The organism is Streptomyces sp. NPDC052043 (assembly GCF_044548235.1).
Lineage (GTDB): Bacteria > Actinomycetota > Actinomycetes > Streptomycetales > Streptomycetaceae > Streptomyces.
In genome coordinates, this window is sequence record NZ_JBIUBT010000005.1 from 56649 (window position 1) to 76019 (window position 19371).

At 74.0% G+C, this 19371-nt stretch carries 20 protein-coding genes; 13 read left to right on the forward strand and 7 right to left on the reverse strand.

What is annotated here, in order from left to right:
• Positions 1 to 261: 261 nt before the first annotated feature.
• Together tuf and ACIHCX_RS14510 are read left to right on the forward strand one after the other, a co-directional pair.
• Entirely contained in the window at positions 262 to 1431 is a 1170-nt protein-coding gene (tuf, locus tag ACIHCX_RS14505) for an elongation factor Tu (RefSeq protein WP_400029297.1), read from the forward strand.
• 151 nt (positions 1432 to 1582) lie between these two features.
• On the forward strand, positions 1583 to 2428 hold the full coding sequence (locus ACIHCX_RS14510) for a spermidine synthase (RefSeq protein WP_400029298.1): 846 nt from the start codon (positions 1583 to 1585) through the stop codon (positions 2426 to 2428).
• A 31-nt stretch (positions 2429 to 2459) separates the two neighbouring features.
• On the opposite strand, the gene ACIHCX_RS14515 is transcribed toward ACIHCX_RS14510, so the two are convergent.
• Positions 2460 to 3476 carry a hypothetical protein gene (locus tag ACIHCX_RS14515; protein ID WP_400029299.1) on the reverse strand — a complete coding sequence of 339 codons (1017 nt, stop codon included), beginning with the start codon at positions 3474 to 3476 and terminating at the stop codon, positions 2460 to 2462.
• 145 nt (positions 3477 to 3621) lie between these two features.
• Between ACIHCX_RS14515 and ACIHCX_RS14520 the strand changes: the two genes are divergently transcribed.
• Both ACIHCX_RS14520 and ACIHCX_RS14525 read left to right on the forward strand, forming a co-directional pair.
• Positions 3622 to 4059, forward strand: a complete 438-nt coding sequence (locus ACIHCX_RS14520) for a DUF4442 domain-containing protein (protein ID WP_400029959.1) — start codon at positions 3622 to 3624, stop codon at positions 4057 to 4059.
• A 212-nt stretch (positions 4060 to 4271) separates the two neighbouring features.
• Positions 4272 to 4928, forward strand: coding sequence for a DedA family protein (locus tag ACIHCX_RS14525; RefSeq protein WP_400029300.1), 657 nt, complete (start codon positions 4272 to 4274; stop codon positions 4926 to 4928).
• 39 nt (positions 4929 to 4967) lie between these two features.
• Here the strand turns inward: ACIHCX_RS14525 and ACIHCX_RS14530 are convergent, their stop codons facing one another.
• Entirely contained in the window at positions 4968 to 5495 is a 528-nt protein-coding gene (locus tag ACIHCX_RS14530; protein ID WP_400029301.1) for a gamma carbonic anhydrase family protein, read from the reverse strand.
• Between the two features lie 98 nt (positions 5496 to 5593).
• Between ACIHCX_RS14530 and ACIHCX_RS14535 the strand changes: the two genes are divergently transcribed.
• On the forward strand, positions 5594 to 6427 hold the full coding sequence (locus ACIHCX_RS14535; protein WP_400029302.1) for an acyltransferase: 834 nt from the start codon (positions 5594 to 5596) through the stop codon (positions 6425 to 6427).
• Positions 6428 to 6508: 81 nt separating this feature from the next.
• Here ACIHCX_RS14535 and ACIHCX_RS14540 read toward each other — a convergent pair whose 3' ends face one another.
• Positions 6509 to 7366 (reverse strand): DMT family transporter, encoded by an 858-nt coding sequence (locus ACIHCX_RS14540; protein ID WP_400029303.1) that lies wholly within the window; start codon positions 7364 to 7366, stop codon positions 6509 to 6511.
• 93 nt (positions 7367 to 7459) lie between these two features.
• Between ACIHCX_RS14540 and ACIHCX_RS14545 the strand changes: the two genes are divergently transcribed.
• Positions 7460 to 8032, forward strand: a complete 573-nt coding sequence (locus ACIHCX_RS14545) for a helix-turn-helix domain-containing protein (RefSeq protein ID WP_400029304.1) — start codon at positions 7460 to 7462, stop codon at positions 8030 to 8032.
• A 43-nt stretch (positions 8033 to 8075) separates the two neighbouring features.
• Positions 8076 to 8630 (forward strand): YbaK/EbsC family protein, encoded by a 555-nt coding sequence (locus tag ACIHCX_RS14550; protein WP_400029305.1) that lies wholly within the window; start codon positions 8076 to 8078, stop codon positions 8628 to 8630.
• Between the two features lie 15 nt (positions 8631 to 8645).
• Here the strand turns inward: ACIHCX_RS14550 and ACIHCX_RS14555 are convergent, their stop codons facing one another.
• Positions 8646 to 9680, reverse strand: coding sequence for a cation diffusion facilitator family transporter (locus tag ACIHCX_RS14555; protein ID WP_400029306.1), 1035 nt, complete (start codon positions 9678 to 9680; stop codon positions 8646 to 8648).
• A gap of 63 nt (positions 9681 to 9743) precedes the next feature.
• On the opposite strand from ACIHCX_RS14555, the gene ACIHCX_RS14560 reads away from it, so the two are divergent.
• Positions 9744 to 10103: an ArsR/SmtB family transcription factor gene (locus tag ACIHCX_RS14560; RefSeq protein WP_400029307.1), complete on the forward strand. Its 360-nt coding sequence runs from the start codon at positions 9744 to 9746 to the stop codon at positions 10101 to 10103.
• A gap of 43 nt (positions 10104 to 10146) precedes the next feature.
• Here ACIHCX_RS14560 and ACIHCX_RS14565 read toward each other — a convergent pair whose 3' ends face one another.
• Positions 10147 to 10554, reverse strand: coding sequence for a CoA-binding protein (locus tag ACIHCX_RS14565; RefSeq protein ID WP_400029308.1), 408 nt, complete (start codon positions 10552 to 10554; stop codon positions 10147 to 10149).
• A gap of 147 nt (positions 10555 to 10701) precedes the next feature.
• On the opposite strand from ACIHCX_RS14565, the gene ACIHCX_RS14570 reads away from it, so the two are divergent.
• From ACIHCX_RS14570 to ACIHCX_RS14590, 5 genes are all read left to right on the forward strand, one after another.
• Entirely contained in the window at positions 10702 to 11436 is a 735-nt protein-coding gene (locus ACIHCX_RS14570; protein ID WP_400029309.1) for a hypothetical protein, read from the forward strand.
• Positions 11433 to 11984: a SixA phosphatase family protein gene (locus ACIHCX_RS14575; protein ID WP_400029310.1), complete on the forward strand. Its 552-nt coding sequence runs from the start codon at positions 11433 to 11435 to the stop codon at positions 11982 to 11984. The genes ACIHCX_RS14570 and ACIHCX_RS14575 overlap by 4 nt, the downstream gene beginning before the upstream one ends.
• Before the next feature lie 92 nt (positions 11985 to 12076).
• Entirely contained in the window at positions 12077 to 12703 is a 627-nt protein-coding gene (locus tag ACIHCX_RS14580) for a YigZ family protein (RefSeq protein ID WP_400029311.1), read from the forward strand.
• Positions 12704 to 12809: 106 nt separating this feature from the next.
• On the forward strand, positions 12810 to 13973 hold the full coding sequence (locus tag ACIHCX_RS14585) for an exonuclease SbcCD subunit D (protein ID WP_400029312.1): 1164 nt from the start codon (positions 12810 to 12812) through the stop codon (positions 13971 to 13973).
• Complete coding sequence (locus ACIHCX_RS14590; RefSeq protein ID WP_400029313.1) at positions 13970 to 16963, forward strand: AAA family ATPase; 2994 nt, start codon at positions 13970 to 13972, stop codon at positions 16961 to 16963. The genes ACIHCX_RS14585 and ACIHCX_RS14590 overlap by 4 nt, the downstream gene beginning before the upstream one ends.
• Positions 16964 to 17063: 100 nt before the next feature.
• Here ACIHCX_RS14590 and ACIHCX_RS14595 read toward each other — a convergent pair whose 3' ends face one another.
• Together ACIHCX_RS14595 and ACIHCX_RS14600 are read right to left on the reverse strand one after the other, a co-directional pair.
• Positions 17064 to 18755, reverse strand: coding sequence for a DUF885 domain-containing protein (locus ACIHCX_RS14595; protein ID WP_400029314.1), 1692 nt, complete (start codon positions 18753 to 18755; stop codon positions 17064 to 17066).
• 43 nt (positions 18756 to 18798) lie between these two features.
• On the reverse strand, positions 18799 to 19326 hold the full coding sequence (locus ACIHCX_RS14600) for an Lrp/AsnC family transcriptional regulator (RefSeq protein WP_400029315.1): 528 nt from the start codon (positions 19324 to 19326) through the stop codon (positions 18799 to 18801).
• Positions 19327 to 19371: the final 45 nt, after the last annotated feature.

The window sequence follows — 19371 nt, forward strand, 5'->3', positions numbered from 1 at the left end:
CCCTGAACGTGCCGGCCCCGAAAACCGTTCGACGGGCGGCCGGGTGTCGTGAATGATCGGTCCCATGTTCCGGCACGCCTTCGTCCTCGCAGCATCCGCGGTCGCGGATGCCCCGAAGGCTGCCGTCCTGATCCTCGTCGCCGCAGTCGACGGCGCCCGAAGCTGACCCTCCCCGGACCGTCCGGCGGACCCCTCAGGGGGAGGGTCGGCCATCCCGTGGGGTCCCGCAGCGCAGCACCTACCAGGCTTCGAGGTACAGCCATGCCCAAGACGGCGTACGTACGCACCAAACCGCACCTGAACATCGGCACGATGGGCCATGTCGACCACGGCAAGACCACGTTGACCGCCGCCATCACCAAGGTGCTGGCCGCACGCGGCTCCGGCACCTTCGTCCCGTTCGACCGCATCGACCGGGCCCCGGAGGAGGCCGCGCGCGGCATCACCATCAACATCGCCCACGTCGAGTACGAGACCGACACCCGGCACTACGCGCACGTGGACATGCCGGGTCACGCCGACTACGTCAAGAACATGGTCACCGGGGCGGCGCAGCTCGACGGCGCGATCCTCGTCGTCTCCGCGCTCGACGGAATCATGCCGCAGACCGCCGAACACGTGCTGCTCGCCCGGCAGGTGGGCGTGAACCACATCGTCGTCGCCCTCAACAAGGCCGACGCAGGCGACGAGGAACTCGTCGACCTCGTCGAACTGGAGGTCCGCGACCTGCTCACCGAGCACGGCTTCGGCGGCGACGCGGTTCCCGTCGTACGCGTCTCCGGGCTTCGTGCCCTGGAGGGCGACCCGCGCTGGACGGCGTCGATCGAGGCGCTGCTCGACGCGGTGGACACCTATGTGCCGATGCCCGAGCGGTACCTGGACGCACCGTTCCTGCTGCCGGTGGAGAACGTGCTCACCATCACCGGCCGCGGCACCGTGGTGACGGGCGCGGTCGAGCGCGGCACGGTCCGCGTCGGCGACCGGGTCGAGGTCCTGGGCGCCGGCCTGGACACGGTGGTCACCGGCCTGGAGACCTTCGGCAAGCCCATGGAGGAGGCACAGGCGGGGGACAACGTGGCGCTGCTGCTGCGCGGGGTGCCGCGTGACGCGGTCGGCCGCGGTCACGTCGTCGCGGCGCCGGGCAGCGTGGTCCCGAGCCGGCGCTTCACCGCGCGGGTGTACGTGCTGTCGGGCCGCGAGGGCGGCCGTACGACACCGGTGTCCACCGGCTACCGGCCGCAGTTCTACCTCCGCACGGCGGACGTGGTGGGCGACGTGGACCTCGGCGAGGCGGCCGTCGCGCGGCCCGGCGACACGGTCACGATGACGGTGGAGCTGGGGCGCGAGGTGCCCCTGGAGCCCGGGCTGGGGTTCGCCATCCGTGAGGGCGGACGCACCGTCGGCGCGGGGACCGTGACCGCCGTCGTGTGAAGCGGATCGGGGGAGCCGGGGACCGCCGGCCGGCCGTCGCCTGCCGGCCGGCGGTCCCCGCGCCGCCTCCCCGCGCCGCCCGGTGCGTGACGCAGGCGTCCCGTGCCGTGACCGGGCCGTTCAGGGGGTGACGGACCGGCACAATGGACGCGTGACAGAGCAGATACCCGTGACCCGGACCGTCGATCACGGGACCGCCAAGCTGATGCCCGACGTCGACCGCGAGCGGGCCTGGCTGCTGACCGTGGACGGCGCCCCGCAGTCGTACGTCGACCTGGACGAGCCCACCCACCTGGAGTTCGAGTACGCGCGGCGGCTCGGACACGTCCTGGACACGGTCGCGGAGCCGGGCTCCCCGCTGGACGTGCTGCACCTGGGCGGCGGCGCCCTCACCCTGCCGCGGTACGTGGCCGCGACCCGGCCCGGCTCCCGGCAGGACGTCGTCGAAGCCGACCGCGGACTGCTGGAGATGGTCGTCGCCCACCTGCCGCTGCCGGCCGGCGCCGACGTCTCGCTGCACCCCGCCGACGCCCGCGCCTGGCTGGAGGCCGCCCCCGGCGACTCGGCGGACGTCCTGATCGCGGACGTCTTCGGCGGCTCCCGGGTCCCGGCCCACCTCACGTCCCTCGGCTACGTCCGCGAGGCGGAGCGCGTGCTGCGCCCCGGCGGGGTCTACCTCGCCAACCTCGCCGACGCCGCCCCTTTCGCCTTCCTGCGCTCCCAACTGGCCACCTTCGCGGCGGCGTTCGAGGAACTCGCGCTGATCGCCGAACCCGCGGTACTGCGCGGCCGCCGCTTCGGCAACGCGGTGCTGATCGCCGCGCACCGCCCCCTCGACGTGGCCGCGCTGACCCGGCGCACCGCCTCCGACGCGTTCCCCGCCCGCGTCGAACACGGCCCCGCACTACGGGAGTTCACCGGGGACGCCGGGCCGGTGCGGGACGACGACGCCGTAGCGTCGCCCGAGCCTCCGGACGGCGCGTTCGGCATCGGCTGATCAGCACCGCACGCGCCGCCGCGGGTGCCGGTCAGCCTCCGGTCGGGGTTCCGTGCAGCCGGACCGTGCTGAGGATCTTCATGATGGTCGCGGTGGGGACCTCCTCGTTCACGCCCTTGGCACCGTAGAAGTTCCAGGACACGAAGTCCCCGGCGGAGTTCTTGAAGCCGAAGGAGACGGCCTTGCCGTCGCTCGCGCACTTGCCCTTCCGGGGCGTGTTGTTCGACTGGGCCCAGGCGATGCTGCCCTTGATGCCCGACGTGGTCGTGTAGGGCTTGGCCTTCTCGTCGAACGTCAGGCTCTTCTTGTCGGGCTGGGTGTAGCCGCCGTAGACCCACCAGGCCACGGTGTTCACGGCCACCTCGTCGGTGTCCTTGGCGCCGTTGGCACCCTTGGTGCCCGCCGCGGCGAGCGAGGTGTCCTCCTCGCGGCCGTCCTTGTCGTCGTCGGACGTGCACCACTTGGTCTTGTACTCGGCCACACCGGACATGATGGCGATCGGCTTGCCGTCCTTTTCCTCGAAGCCGATGCTCGTCCCGGCCGACTGGACCTCCCAGTCGGCCGGGACGTCGAAGGCGACGCCCCGCTTGGGGTTCACGACGACCTTCCAGCCGGGGATCGTCGGCTTCTCCGTGTCCGTGCCGCGCGGATTGTCGTCCGAGCCCGAGCCCGAGCCCGAGCCGCTCGGGTCGGCGGAGGCCGAAGCGGTGGGCGACGGGCTCGACTTGGCGTCGGTCGACCCGCCGTCGGCCTTGTCGTCCTTGTCCCCGCCGAGCACCAGGAAGCCGGTCACACCCGCGGTCAGAGCCACGGCCGTGACGCAGAGGATCGCCACGAGCTTCGTCCGGTTGCCACCCCCGCCCGGCTGCTTCGGCGGCTGGGGGCCGCCCGGCTGTGTGGGCGCACCCCACTGCGGTTGCTGGGCATAGGGGTTGGGCTGCTGGTAGCCGGGCTGCTGATAGGGATTCGGCTGTTGGTATCCCGGCTGCTGGTACGGGTTGTTCTGCGGGTTCTGCTCGCCCCCGGGCGGCTGCTGTCCTGGCCACATGGGCAGTAACCCTAGTGGCGTCAGGGACACGATTCGGTCACCGCCTTTTGTCAGGGACGTACCAGTGACGGATGCGGATATCGGCCCGCCGCTCTGGCCCAAAAGAGCTACCAGTGAGTAACATTCCGGCATGAGCGCAGAGCAGATGTCGATCGGCGAGATGCTCGCCGCCACCGTGCCGATGGCCAGGACCCTGAACCTCGAGTTCCTTCGGACCACGCCGGAGGAGGCGGTGGTGGCCCTGCCGGACCAGGCCGACTACCACAACCACGTGGGCGGGCCGCACGCCGGCGCGATGTTCACGCTGGGCGAGTCCGCGAGCGGGGCCGTCGTGCTGGCCGCGTTCGGCGACCAGCTCTCGCGTGCCGTGCCGCTCGCCGTGCGGGCCGAGATCGCCTACCGGAAGCTGGCCATGGGTGCCGTCACCGCCACCGCGACCCTGGGCCGTCCGGCCGCCGACGTCGTCGCGGAACTGGACGCGGGACAGCGGCCGGAGTTCCCGGTGTCGATCGAGATCCGGCGCGCGGACGGGGCCGTCACGGGAGAGATGACGGTGGTCTGGACCCTGCGGCCCAACGGCTGAGCTGCCGCCGCCCTCCACACGGCCGCGGAGCACCGGGTCGGACACCTCGGTGAGCCCCCGGAGCGGCGGCGCCGGTCCGTCCGGTCGCGGACGGGGACGCGGGCGCGGTCCGCGGGAGCCGCCCCGCCGGGCCGAACCGGTAGGCTTCCCGGGGGGTGCGTCTTTCGTGGCGCCCCGGCAGCACAGGGACGCGAAACGGGGAGGAACCGGCGGTGCACGTCCAGGAGTGGCTCGACACGGTACCGGCGGCCGCCGTCTACGCCGTGGTCGGCCTGGTCATCGGCCTGGAGAGCCTGGGCATCCCGCTGCCCGGCGAGATCGTCCTGGTCTCCGCGGCCCTGCTGTCCTCCCAGCACGCGGGCATCAACCCGGTCGTCCTCGGCGTGTGCGCGACGGCCGGCGCGGTCATCGGCGACTCCATCGGCTACGCCATCGGCCGCAAGGGCGGCAGGCCGCTGCTCGCCTGGCTGGGGAAGAAGTTCCCGAGCCACTTCAGCGAGGGGCACATCGCGACCGCCGAGCGCTCCTTCGAGAAGTGGGGCATGTGGGCGGTGTTCTTCGGCCGCTTCGTCGCCCTGCTGCGCATCTTCGCCGGCCCCCTGGCGGGCGTGCTGCACATGCCGTACTGGAAGTTCCTCATCGCCAACCTCCTCGGCGGCATCTGCTGGGCGGGCGGCACCACGGCGGTCATCTACTACGTGGGTGTCGTGGCCGAGTCCTGGCTGAGCAAGTTCTCGTGGCTCGGCCTGGTGGCCGCCGTGCTCATCGGGCTCGTCTCGATGCTGGTGCTCAAGCGCAAGGCGAAGAAGGCCCAGGAGAGCGCGCGGCGCGAGACCGAGGAGCCGGAACCGGTTCGCGCCGGGGAGTAGCCGGGCGCGCCCCGGGCAGAGGGGCGCGGACGGCCGGTCTCAGGCGTGCACCTCGCGGTGCGCCTGGGCGAGCTGCGTGTACATGGTGCCGTTCAGGGTGATCGCCTGGCGTTCCTCCTGCGTCAGCTCCCGCCTGACCTTCGCGGGGACGCCCGCGACCAGCGAGCCCGGTGGTACCCGCATGCCCTGCGGCACCAGTGCCTGCGCCGCCACCAGGGACCCCGCGCCGATCACCGCGCCGTTCAGCACGGTCGCCCCCATGCCGATCAGGCAGTCGTCCTCGACGGTCGCGCCGTGCACCACGGCGTTGTGCCCGATGGAGACGCGCTCGCCGACGCCGACGGGGAAGCCGGGGTCGGCGTGCAGCGTGCAGTTGTCCTGGACGTTGCTGCCCGCGCCGACGGCGATCCGCTCCACGTCGCCGCGCAGTACCGCGCCGTACCAGACGCTCGCGCCCGCGCCCAGCGACACGTCACCGATCACCGTGGCCGTGGGCGCCAGGAACGCCCCCTCGTCCACCTGCGGCTCGCGGCCGCCGATGCCCGCGACCAGCGCCTTGTCCGTCATCCTCGTTCTCCCTCTCACCGCGCGGGCCCGGTTCACCGCGTGGGCCCGACCGCACCGTACGTCATCCGGTGGGGTGAAGATCACAGACGTACGGCGCCATGGGCGCGGCCCGGCCTGAGTACGGTGAGCGGGTGCCCACGCGCAGGAACCCGCTCTCATCATGGTGGCGCCGCCTCGCGCAGCGCGCCGTCCACGCGGGCTGGGCCTGGGTGCAGCGCACGGGATCCGTCACGGCCGAACGCCCCGGACGCCTCCGCTTCGGTGCGATGGGAACAGGTACCAGGCTGGCCTTCCCGCTCGGCACGGTCTTCGGCGAGCCGTGGATCCACCTCGGCGCGCACTGCATCGTCGGCGAGCAGGTCACGCTGACCGCCGGTCTGATGCCCGACCTCGACCTCGGTCCGGAGCCGATCCTGCGCATCGGGGACGGAGTGGTGCTCGGCCGCGGCAGCCACGTCATCGCCGACACCACGGTCACCATCGGCAGCGACTGCTACGTCGGCCCCTATGTCTACGTCACCTCCACCAACCACTCCTACGACGACCCGCACCAGCCCATCGGCAAGCAGTGGCCCCGGATGGAGCCGGTGGAGATCGGCCCCGGCTGCTGGATCGGCACCGGCGCGGTGATCCTGCCCGGGGCGCGGATCGGGCGGAACGTCGTGGTGGCGGCCGGTGCGGTGGTGCGCGGCGAGGTCCCCGACCACGCGGTGGTCGCGGGGGCGCCCGCCAAGGTCGTACGCCGCTGGACCGCCGCCGAGGGCTGGCAGCCGCCGCTGCGGACCCCGGCCCCGGTGCCGATACCGCAGGGGATCACTCCGGAGCAGCTGCTGGCCCTGGCGGAGCTGGACGAGGAGGGCGTCGCGCGGCTGGCCGAGTGGGACGAGGAGTCCCCTTCCCGGCTGGCCGGACTGGAGACCGAGGGCGGCTGACATCCGGTCCCGGTCGTTTGCCGGCCTTTGGGCGGACGACGGGACTTTCGCAACAGGCCCCAGGTCGGGTCGCCGCGCGGCTCAGCCCGTCGCCAGGAGCAGGGTGCCCACCAGGGCCAGTCCCGCTCCGGCCGCCTGGACGGTCCGCAGTCGTTCGCTGAGGAAGCCGAGGGCGGCGAGCGCGGTCACCACCGGGTAGAGCGAGGCGAGGACGGCCGCCACCGTGACCGGGCCGTGCTGGGCGGCGACGCAGTACGTGCCGTTGGCCGCGACGTCCGCGAGGCCCACGAAGCCGAGCGCGGGCAGTGAGCGCCAGGGGAAGCCGGCCTCCGGCAGTACGGGCCCGCCGCGGCGTGCGGAGGCGTACAGCGCGGCCCCGCCCGCCGCCACGTTGGTCAGGCGCTGCACGAAGAGCGCGAGGAACAGGCCGGTGACGGTGGTGGAGGCCTCGGCGATCAGCGCGAACACCGTGCCGAAGCCGAGGGCCGCGACCAGGGTCAGCCCGATCGCCCGCCGCTGCACGGTGGCGCCCCCCAGCCGCGGGCCGCCCGCGAGCACGACCCCGGTGACGGCGACCGCGATGCCCGCGACCTGGAGCAGCCCCGGCCGTTCGCCCAGGACCAGGCCGACGGAGATCGGCACGGCCACGCCGAGCGAGGCCAGCGGCGAGACCACGCCCATCGGGCCGAGGGCGAGCGCCTTGTAGAAGGAGAGCATCGCGACCGGGCCGACCAGGCCCGCGGCGAACGCGAACCACAGCCGCGGTCCGGCCTCGCTCCAGCCGCCGGTGGCGACGACGATCACGCCGAGCACCACCGCCGCGACGGACTGGGAGACCACGACGACCGTCAGCGCGGGCATGCGCCGGGTGAGCAGACCGCCGCCGAAGTCGGCCAGCCCCCACAGAAGACTGGTGGCCAGGGCGAAGAATGCTGTCACGGCGTGCCTCGCAGTACAGTTCGGTGAACGATTCGGTGCAACCCACCGTAGTTCAGTAAAGTAAACTCTGTCATCCAGCATATTGGACGGAATGTGTCGGACCTCGAACTGCTGACCCAGTCCCTGGCGCGCAACGTCAAACGCTGGCGCACCGAGCGGGCCTTCACCCTGGACACGCTCGCCGCGCGCGCGGGAGTCAGCCGCGGCATGCTCATCCAGATCGAGCAGGCCCGCACCAACCCCAGCCTCGGCACCGTCGTCAAGATCGGTGACGCGCTCGGCGTCAGCATCACCACCCTGCTCGACTACGAGCAGGGCCCCACCGTCCGCGTCGTCCCGGCCGACCAGGCCGTCCGCCTGTGGCACACCGACGCCGGCAGCTACAACCGGCTCCTGGCGGGCGTCGAGGCGCCCGGTCCGCTGGAGATGTGGGAGTGGCGCCTGATGCCCGGCGAGGGCAGCCCTTCCGATCCGCACCCCGCCGGCACCGTCGAACTGGTGCACGTCACCGCGGGGGAGCTGACCCTCACCGTCGACGCCGTGGAGTACCGCGTCCCGGCGGGGGCGAGCGCCTCCTTCGAGGCCAACACCCCGCACACGTACGCCAACGACGGCGCCGAACCGATGGACATGGTGATGGCCGTGTCCGTGCCGCCCGTGCACTGAGACGCCCCTCCGCACGGCCCGGCGCGGCTGTTAGCGTGCGGTCATGCGCGCACCCATCGGGAACTTCGACCAGGCCACCTCCGCCCCCGACTGCCTCGACGAGCTGAGCCGCCCGGTCGCCGACGCCGTACGCAACTGGCGTGGCGGTGTCCCGGCCGACCAGATCGTCTACGTCGAGACGGACCCGGAGTGGGCCGACACCGCCGTCTTCGTCGAGCACTACGGCCAGGACCTGCTCGAGACCTCCGCGAACTGCGTGGTCGTGGCGGGCCGGCGCGGCGGCGAGACCCGGCTGGCCGCCTGCCTGGTCCTGTCCACCACCCGCGTCGACGTCAACGGCGTCGTGCGCCGCCAACTCGACGCCCGCAAGGCCTCCTTCGCGTCCATGGAGGTGGCGACCGGGGAGACCGGCATGGAGTACGGCGGCATCACCCCCGTCGGACTGCCCGACGACTGGCCCCTCCTGGTCGACTCCCGCGTCGTCGACCTGCCCTACGTCCTGGTCGGCAGCGGCCGCCGCCGCGGCAAACTCCTCGTGCCGGGCAAGGCGTTCGCGCACCTGCCCGGCGCGGTGGTGCTCGACGGGCTCGGCGTCTGACCCCGCGCGCGCCGCTCAGGCCCGCGCGTGGTGGGCGAGGCGTAGATGGGGGTCGGCCTTACCCGGGGCCGCGGCCGGATCGGCGTGGACCAGGGCCGCGGTGAGGCCGGGTACGGCATGGAGCAGCGCGTGCTCGGCCTCGACGGCGATGGCGTGGGCCTGGCGCACCGTCGCCTCGCCGTCCACGACCACCGCGACCTCCGCGCGCAGCCGGTGCCCGATCCAGCGCAGCCGGAGCTCGCCGACCGCCCGCACGCCCGGCACCTCGCGCAGCGCCCCTTCGGCGCGGTCCACCAGGGCCGGGTCGACGGCGTCCATCATGCGCCGCAGGACTTCCCGGGCCGCGTCGCGCAGCACCAGTGCGATGGCCGCCGTGATCGCCAGCCCCACAAGCGGGTCGGCGGCCCGCAGCCCGAGGGCCGAGCCGGCGGCGCCCAGCAGGACGGCCAGTGAGGTGAAACCGTCCGTGCGCGCGTGCAGCCCGTCGGCGACCAGCGCGGCCGAGCCGATGGCGCGGCCCACGCGGATCCGGTGGCGGGCCACCCACTCGTTGCCCGCGAACCCGACCAGCGCCGCCAGGGCGACCGCGGGCAGGTGCTCGACGGGGCGCGGATCGACAAGCCGCTGGACGGCGGTCCAGGCGGAGAAGGCGGCGGACGCCGTGATCGTCACCACGATCACCAGGCCCGCCAGGTCCTCGGCGCGTCCGTAGCCGTAGGTGAAGCGCCGGGTCGCCGCGCGGCGGCCCAGGACGAAGGCGATCCCGAGCGGTACGGCGGTCAGGGCGTCCGCCGTGTTGTGCACCGTGTCGCCGAGCAGCGCGACCGAACCGGACGCGACCACCACCACCGCCTGCGCGAGCGCCGTGGCGCCGAGCACGGCCAGCGAGGCCCACAGCGCCCGCAGGCCGCGGGCGGAGGACTCCAGCGCGGGGTCCAGCCGGGTGGCGGGCTCGTGGGAGTGGGGGGTGAGGAGGTGGGCGAGGCGGCGGCCCGGCAGGCGCCCGTGCCTGTGCCCGGGCCCGGGTCCGTGACGGTGCGGGTCACTCACGTGGTTCCCCTTCCGGTGCGCGCGGAGGTGGACGCGTGGCGCCCACGACGCCATTATGTGCGTATGAGCGCACGCATGCACCTGTCAGCTGCACACGACACGCACCCGCGCACCCCGGGCGAGGAGCAACTGGCGCTGGCCGCCGAACTCCTCGCCCTGCTCGGCGACCGCACCCGGCTCGCCCTGCTGCACGCGCTCCTGTCCGGCGAGGCCGACGTCACCACACTCACCGAGACGTGCGGGGCGGCCCGTCCGGCGGTCAGCCAGCACCTGGCCCGGCTGCGGCTGGCCGGGCTGGTGGACACGCGCAAGGAGGGCCGCCGGGTGGTCTACTCCCTGCGCGACGGCCATCTGCGCCGGCTGCTCGGCGAGGCACTGAACGTCGCCGACCACCGACTCGGCGACCGGCCCCTCCACGACTGAGGCGGTTCCTCCGGTCCGAAGCGGCGGGCGGCCGAACGAAAGATCAACCCAGGCGGGGGATCTCGATGGCAGGGCAGCGGTCCATGACCATGTCGAGGCCCGCCGCTCGGGTGCGCTCGAAGGCGGCCTCGTCGACCACTCCGAGCTGGAACCAGACGGCCTTCGCGCCCTTGGCGACCGCCTCGTCGGCGACCTGGCCGGCGAGATCGCTGTTGACGAACACGTCGACCACGTCCACCTCGAACGGGATGTCCGCGAGGGAGGCGTACCCCTGCTCGCCGTGCACCGTCTCCGCCTTCGGGTGGACCGGCACGACCCGCTTGCCGAAGCGCCGCAGCACCTCGGCTACGCCGTACGCGGCCCGGCCGCGGTTCGACGACAGGCCCACGATCGCCCAGGTGTCACCGTGCGCGGTCAGGATCTTCCGGATGGTCGCAGCGTCGCCGTACACCAGGGGTCTCCTCGTCTCGGGAAGGGATGCCGTCCGGGCAACGACGGACGCCGCCCGGCGATTCCCGGACCCCGCGAAACCCGCCGACCTGTCCGGAACGCGCGCCGTGAGTCTGCGCGCGGCCGTCCGGCGGCCTACGCTCGGGCCGTGCTGCGCATCATCGACGCCCGAACCGGCGAGCCCGTGGACGCCGCCCCCGCTCGCCGCGGGCTGACCCGTGTCGAGGCCCACGCGTCGGGCTCCGGCGCCTCGGGTCCGCGCGTGCTGCTGGTCGCCGACATCCTCGTCCGCGCCCTCGAACTGAGCGGCACGCCCGTGTGGCCGCTGCTGTCCGGCGACCGGCAACAGGCGCAGGAACTGCGGGCGGCGGCCGCCGCGCTCGGCGTCCGGCCCTTCGAGGACGGCCGCGGCGCCGGCGCCACCCTGGGCGAGGCCCAGGTCGTCCATGTGGCCGTCGAGGGCGCCGACACCGCGACCGGCGGCGTCCGGATCGCCGTCGCGCCCGTCGACGCGGCCGTACCCGCCGTCCCCGCGCCGGGCGACGACCCCGCCGCCTGGCGCCTGGTCCTGCTCAGCCACCGCCGCACCCGGCCCGTACGGCTGGACGAGGCCGCGCTGGACGACGCCCGTGAGACCCTGGCGCGCTGGCGCGCGGCGGTCGCCGAGTGGGCGCGGCAGCCCTCCCGGCCGGTCCCCGACGCGGTGCGCGGACGGCTGCGCGCCGCCTGGGAGGACGATCTGGACATGCCGGCGGTCCTGCGGGTACTGGAGGGCGCCGGGACCGATCCGGACCTGGCGGACGGCGCGCGCTTCGAGACGTACGCCTACGCCGACCGGCTGCTCGGCCTCGATCTCACACGCGACCTCGGGCGGGCCACGTGATCGCCCGCACCGGGACCGGCACCACCCTGCGCCGCCTGGTGGTCCTGCGGCACGCCAAGTCCGCATGGCCCGAGGGCGTCGCCGACCACGACCGCCCGCTCGCGCCCCGCGGCCGACGGGACGCACCCGCGGCGGGCCGCGCGCTCGCCGAGTCCGACTGCCTCCCGGACCTCGCGCTGTGCTCCACCGCGCGGCGCGCCCGGCAGACCTGGGAACTGGCCTCCGCCCAGTGGGGCACCCCGCCGCCGGTCCGCTACGACCGCCGGTTGTACGCCGCCGACGCCCCCGACCTGCTCGCCGCCGTGCGCGAGGCGCCGCCCGAGATCGCGACGCTGCTGCTGCTCGGCCACAACCCGGGCCTGGAGGAACTGGTCCTGGACCTGGCGGGGGACGGCCTGAACGACACCCTGGACCGGCTCCGGACGAAGTTCCCGACCTCCGCCGTCGCCGTCCTGTCCTGGTACGGCCCCGACTGGTCCTCCCTCGCCCCGGACGCGGCCCTTCTGACGGACCTGCTGGTGCCGAGGGGCAGCAAGAAGCGGCGGTGAACCACGCGCGTGCCCTGCGGCCGGTCCTCCCACCGGCCGGTCGGAGCGAACCCTCGTGCGGCACCCACCCGGGCGCCGCATAGGCTGGACCGATGCAGGACGAGTACCGCACAGTGGCACGCGCGGGCGTGCACGAGACCGAGATCAACCGCTCGCGCTTCCTGTGCGCCCTCGCCCCGGCGGCCACCGAGCGCGAGGCCCAGGACTTCGTCGCGGCCGTCCGCAAGGAGCACGCCGACGCCACGCACAACTGTTGGGCGTACGTCATCGGCGCCGACGCCGGGATCCAGAAGGCGAGCGACGACGGCGAGCCGGGCGGCACCGCCGGCGTCCCCATGCTCCAGATGCTGCTGCGCCGCGACATGCGGTACGTCGTCGCCGTCGTCACCCGTTACTACGGCGGTGTCAAGCTCGGCGCGGGCGGGCTCATCCGGGCCTACGGCGGATCCGTCGGCGAAGCGCTGGACGCGCTCGGCACCCGCACCCGGCGCAGGTTCCGCATCGCCACGGTGACCGTGGACCACTTGCGGGCCGGCAAGGTGCAGAACGATCTCAGGGCCACCGGGCGCGAGGTGCGGGACGTGCGCTACGGCGAGGCGGTCACGATCGAGATCGGCCTGCCGGACGCCGAGGTGGACGCCTTCCGGGGATGGCTCGCGGACGCCACGGCCGGGACCGCCGGGTTCGAACTGGGCGGCGAGGCCTACGGAGATGCGTGACATATCGGGCGTACCGCGCCAATCGTTCTGTCCGGTGCCGTGCGGGACGGCCGGTACGGGAGTAACCGCCCGTGATGTCAGACCCGGCCGTTAGTCTTCCGGGATCATGAGGCTCCTGCACACTTCCGACTGGCACCTGGGCCGGGCGTTCCACCGTGTGAACATGCTCGACGCCCAGGCCGATTTCATCGGCCACCTGGTCACGACGGTGCGCGAGCGTGCCGTCGACGCGGTGGTCGTGTCGGGGGACGTGTACGACCGCGCGGTGCCCCCGCTGGCCGCCGTCGAACTCTTCGACGACGCCCTGCACCGGTTCGCCGGCCTCGGCGTGCCCACGGTGATGATCTCCGGGAACCACGACTCGGCCCGCCGTCTCGGCGTCGGCGCGGGGCTGATCGACCGCGCGGGCATCCACCTGCGCACCGAGCCGTCGGCGTGCGGGACCCCGGTGGTCCTCGCGGACACGCACGGCGACGTGGCCTTCTATGGGCTGCCCTACCTCGAACCGGCCCTGGTCAAGGACGAGTTCGGCGTCGACAGTGCCGGCCACGAGGCAGTGCTCGCGGCCGCCATGGACCGGGTCCGCGCCGACCTCGCCACCCGCGCGCGCGGCACCCGCTCCGTCGTCCTCGCGCACGCCTTCGTCACCGGCGGCGAGCCCAGCGACAGCGAACGGGACATCACCGTCGGCGGGGTCGCCGCCGTCCCCGCGGGCGTCTTCGCCGACGTCGACTACACCGCCCTGGGCCATCTGCACGGCTGCCAGGCCATCTCCGAGCGCGTGCGCTACTCCGGCTCCCCGCTGCCGTACTCCTTCTCCGAGGCCGCCCACCGCAAGAGCATGTGGCTCGTCGACCTGGACGCCGACGGCTTCGCCGGCGCCGAGCGGGTCGACTGCCCGGTCCCGCGCGCGCTGGCCCGGATCCGGGGCACGCTGGAGGACCTGCTCGCCGACCCGGACCTCACCCGCCACCGCGAGGCATGGGTCGAGGCGACGCTCACCGACCCGGTCCGCCCCGCCGAACCCATGGCCCGCCTCACCGAGCGCTTCCCGCACACCCTCAGCCTCGTCTTCGAACCCGAACGCGCCCCCGGCGAACCGGACGTGTCCTACGCCCGCCGGCTGGCCGGCCGCGGCGACCAGCAGATCGCGGAGGACTTCGTGGCCCACGTGCGCGGCGCCGCACCTGACGAGCACGAACAGGCCGTGCTGCGCGAGACGTTCGACGCGGTGCGCGCCGACGAGGCGGTACGGGAGGTGGCGCGGTGAGGCTGCACCGGCTCGACATCACCGCCTTCGGACCCTTCGGCGGCTCGCAGACGGTCGACTTCGACGCGCTGTCGGCCGCCGGGCTGTTCCTGCTGCACGGTCCCACCGGCGCCGGCAAGACCTCCGTACTGGACGCCGTGTGCTACGCGCTGTACGGCGCCGTCCCCGGCGCCCGGCAGAGCGGACAGGGCACGACCCTGCGCAGCGACCACGCCGTCGCGGGCACCCGCACGCAGGTCACCCTCGACCTCACCGTCGCCGGACGCCGGCTGGAGGTCACCCGCCTGCCGCCCTGGGAGCGCCCCAAGAAGCGCGGCACGGGCACCACGCTCGACAAGGCCCAGAGCCTGCTGCGCGAGTACGACGCGACCACCGGTGCCTGGAAGGACCTCAGCCGTTCCCACCAGGAGATAGGGGAGGAGATCACCCAGCTGCTCGGGATGAGCCGCGAGCAGTTCTGCCAGGTCGTGCTGCTGCCGCAGGGTGACTTCGCGCGGTTCCTGCGCGCCGACGCCGAGGCCCGGGGCAAGCTGCTCGGCCGGCTGTTCGACACGCACCGTTTCGCCGAGGTGGAGAAGCGTCTCGCCGAGCGCAGGCGCGCCACCGAGGCCCGGGTGCGCGAGGTCGACGCCGAACTGCTGGCCGACGCGCACCGTATGCAGCAGGCGGCGGGCGACGCCATGGAACTGCCGGACCTCGCGCCGGGCGAGCCCGGCCTGGCGCAGACCGTCCTGGCCGCGGCCGCCGTCGCCCGTGCCACCGCGCGCGAGCAACTGACCGTCGCCCGCTGCCGGCTCACGGCCGCCGAGTCCGCCCACGCCGTCGCCGGGGCGGCCCTGCACCGGGTACGCGACGTGGCCCGGCTGCAACGGCGGTCCGCCGAGGCGCGGGAGCGTGCCGAGCGCCTGGCGGAACGGGCCGGTGCCCACCGGGAGGCACAGGCGAGGATGGAGCGGGGGCGCAAGGCCGAGACGGTGGCACCGGCGCTGGAACTGCGCGAGACCGCCGAGGCCGAGTACCGCCGTGCGGCCGCCGCCGAGGCACGCGCGCGTGCGGTGCTCCCGGCGGAGTTCGCCGACGGCGGGGCCGCCGGACTGGCCGCCGCCGCGCGCCGCGCCGCCGAGGAACTGGGCGGGCTGGAGTCGGCCCGCCGCGCCGAGCAGCGCCTGGCCGCGGTCGTCGCCGAGCGCGCCGCGGCGGACCGGCAGGAACGCGCCGACGACGACGTCCTCCAGGAGACCGAGGCCTGGCTCGCCGGATGGGAGACGGTCCGGTCGGCACTTCGGACGCGCGTCGACACCGCCCAGGAGGCCGCCGCCCGGGCCGAGCGGCTCGCCCTGCGGCTGGAGCCCGCGCGACAGCGGCTCGCCGCCGCCCGGGTGCGCGACTCACTGGCCGCGGACACCGAGGAGGAGCGGCGGCGGGCACTCGCCTCCGCCGAGGCCGCCGCACGCGCCAAGGAGCACTGGCTGGAGCTGAAGGAGCAGCGCCTGACCGGCATCGCGGCCGAACTGGCCGCGAGTCTCACCGACGGCGAGCCCTGCGCCGTCTGCGGCGCCACCGAACACCCCGCACCCGCGCGCAAGGTCGCCGGGCACGTCGACCGCGAGGCGGAGGAGAGCGCGCTCGCCGACCACCAGGCCGCCGAGGAGCAGCGCGCACGGGACGAGCGCCGCCTGGGCGCCGTACGCGAGGAACTGGCCGCCGCCACCGCCGAGGCGGGCGACACCCGAACGGCGCGACTCGCCGAGGAGGCCGGGGAACTGGAGGCCGAGCTGGCCCGGGCCCGCCGGGACGCCTCCACCCTGCACGCGGCACAGCAGGAGCTGCACCACGCCGAGCAGGAGCGCGAGCGGCGGCTGACCGACCGCCGGGAGGCCGAACTCCGGGCGACCTCCCGGCTGGCCCTGCGGGAGAGCCTGGACCGCGAGAAGGCCGCCCTGGAAGCGGAGTTGGCACAGGCCAGGGGGGCCGCCGGGAGCGTCGCCGCGCGCGCCGCCCAACTCCAGCGGCGCGCGGCGCTGCTCACCGAGGCCGCCGACGCGGCACGCGCCGCCGAGGACAGCGCCGAGCGGCTCAAGGACGCCGACGGACGGCTCGCCGAGGCCGCCTTCCGGGCCGGCTTCGACACCCCCGAGGCCGCGTCCGCCGCCCTCCTCGACGACGCCGCCCACCGCGAGCTGCAACGGCGCCTGGACGCCTGGCACACGGAGGAGGCCGCCGTGCGCGCGGTCCTCGCCGAGGCCGACACCGCGTCGGCCGCCGGGCAGCCGCCCGCCGACGTCACCGCCGCGGAGGCCGCCGCGGCCGCCGCGGATCGGCGGCTGCGGGAGGCCGCCTCCGTGCGGGACGCCGCAGAACGCCGCTGCGCCGAACTCGACCGGCTCTCCGCGCGCGCGGCGACCGGCACACGCCGGCTGGCGCCGTTGCGCGAGGAGTACGACCGCGTGGCCCGTCTGGCCGCCCTCACCGCCGGCACCTCGGCCGACAACGAGCGAAGGATGCGCCTGGAGTCCTACGTCCTCGCGGCCCGCCTGGAACAGGTGGCCGCCGCCGCGACCGCGCGCCTGCGGCGCATGTCGTCCGGCCGCTACACCCTGGTCCACTCCGACGACCGGGCCGGCCGCGGCCGCAGCGGTCTCGGACTGCACGTCGTCGACGCCTGGACCGGCCGCGAACGGGACACGGCGACCCTGTCGGGCGGCGAGACGTTCTTCGCCTCGCTCGCCCTCGCCCTCGGACTCGCGGACGTCGTCACGGACGAGGCCGGCGGGGTGCGCCTGGACACCCTCTTCATCGACGAGGGCTTCGGAAGCCTCGACGACCAGACCCTGGACGAGGTCCTCGACGTCCTCGACTCCCTGCGCGAACGCGACCGCAGCGTCGGGATCGTCAGCCACGTCGCCGACCTGCGGCGGCGCGTCCACGCCCAACTCGAGGTCGTCAAGGGCAGATCGGGGTCGGCCGTACGGCTGCGCGGAGCGGGCTGAGCGGGCCGCGGCGACGGTTCGGACCCGGGGCGCCGCTCTCCCACGGGACCGGCGGCGAAGGCCCCCGGCGGGCAGCCGGAGACCGGCCGCCCGCGGTGGGTCACAGCTGGGAGAGCTCGTCCACCAGGTCGTCCAGGCCCAGCGAACCCTGCGACAGGGCCGCCATGTGCCAGGCCTTCGCGTCGAACGCGGCGCCGTGGCGCTCCTTGGCCTTCTCCCTGCCCAGCAGCCAGGCCCGCTCACCCAGCTTGTAGCCGATCGCCTGGCCGGGCATCGACAGATAGCGGATCAGCTCGCTCGCCACGAAGTCCCTCGGACGGCTGCTGTGCGCGCCGAAGAACTCCCGGGCCAGCTCCGGCGTCCAGCGCTCACCCGGGTGGAACGGCGAGTCCGCCGGAATGTCCAGCTCCAGGTGCATGCCGATGTCGATGATGACGCGGATCGCGCGCATCATCTGCGCGTCCAGATAGCCGAGCCGCCGCTCCGGGTCGGTGAGGAAGCCGAGTTCGTCCATCAGGCGCTCCGCGTACAGCGCCCAGCCCTCGGCGTTGGCGCTGACCCCGCCGACGGTGGCCTGGTAGCGCGAGAGGTCGTCGGCCACGTGCGCCCACTGGGCGAGCTGGAGATGGTGGCCGGGGACGCCCTCGTGGTACCAGGTCGAGACCAGGTCGTAGACCGGGAAGCGGGTCTCTCCCATGGTCGGCAGCCAGGTCCGGCCCGGCCGGGAGAAGTCGGCGGACGGCGCCGTGTAGTAGGGGGCCGCGGCGCCGCCGGGCGGCGCGATGCACGACTCCACCTTCCGCACCCGCTCGGCCAGTTCGAAGTGGGTGCCGTCGAGCGCCTCGATCGCCTCGTCCATCAGGTCCTGCAACCACTGGCGGACCTCGTCGACGCCCTCGATGTGCGTGCCGTGCTCGTCGAGGTGCGCGAGGGCCACCCACGGGGTCTCGGCGCCGGGCAGGATCTTCTCGGCCTCCTGCTTCATCTCGCCGAGCAGTCGGTGGAACTCCGACCAGCCGTACGCGTACGCCTCGTTGAGGTCCAGGTCCGTGCCGTTGTAGTAGCGAGAGAAGCGGGCGTAGCGCTCGCGTCCGACCGTGTCCGGGGCGTCACCGATCGCCGGCGCGTACACGTCGCGCATCCAGTCCCGCAGTTCCACGACGGCCGCGGTCGCCGTACGCGCGGCCTCGTCCAGTTCCGCGCGCAGGGACTCGGGGCCCTCGGAGGCGAAGTCCTCGAACCAGCCGCGGCCCTTGCCGTCGGTGTCCGACCACTCGGTGAGCTGCTCGATGAAGATCGCCGTCGGCTGCGGGCCGCCGTACAGCTTGCGGTCCAGAGCGAGGGCGAGGGACTCGCGGTAGCCGCGCAGCGCGGCCGGTACGGCCCGCAGGCGCTCGGCGATCGCGGCCCAGTCCTCGTCCGTGGCGCTGGGGGTGATCGTGAACACATCGCGCACCGAGTGCACCGGGCTGTGGATGTTGCTCACCGTGCGCAGGCCCTCGTCGGCGTCGTACACCGCGAGTTCCGCGGTCAGGCGCTCGCGCAGCAGGCGGGCGCACCGGCGCTCGATGTCGCTGTCCGCGCCTGGCTGCCGTTCGGCCTCGTCCAGCCGGGCCAGGGTGGTGCGCGCGAGGTCCGTGAGCGCCTGCCAGCCGGCGGGCGAGGTGTCGGGCAGCCTGCTCGAGCTCTCCTTCACACCGAGATAGGTGCCGATGATCGGGTCGAGGGCGATGAGTTCGTCGACGTAGGCGTCGGCGACCTGACGGGGCAGCGGGCTCTTGGTCTGTGACATGCCGCCCATCCTCGTACGGATGGGCGGGTCGCGTCAGCCCGGTTTACCCGGGATCTGGCTTTGGTCCGTCCGATTTCGCCGAGGGCGTGCCCGATTGCGTGCCGGGCGGCAGCAGGGGACCGCAGTCCCACTGCTGGAAGATCAACCGGGTCTCCACCCGGGCCACTTCCCGCCGGGCCGTGAACTCGTCCAGGACCAGGCGCTGGAGGTCGGCCATGTCCGCGACCGCGACATGGACCAGGTAGTCGTCAGGACCGGTCAGATGGAACACGGTCAGAGACTCCGGCAGGGCCCGGATCCGCTCCACGAACGGCCCCACCAGCTCCCGCCGGTGCGGTCGCACCTGTACCGACAGCAGCGCCTGAAGGCCCCTGCCCAGCTTGGCGGGGTCGAGCCGCAGCCGGTGGCCGAGAATGAGCCCCGAGCGGCGCAGCCGGGCCACCCGGTCAAGACAGGTCGACGGTGCGACCCCGACCCGCGCGGCGAGGTCGCGGTAGGTGGTCCGGGCGTCGTTCTGCAACAGCCGCAGCAGATGCAGATCCACCGGATCCAGTACGACGGATTCGGCCATGTGGCGAACGTAGCACGGCCCTCGACCACGTCATCCCGGCCACTG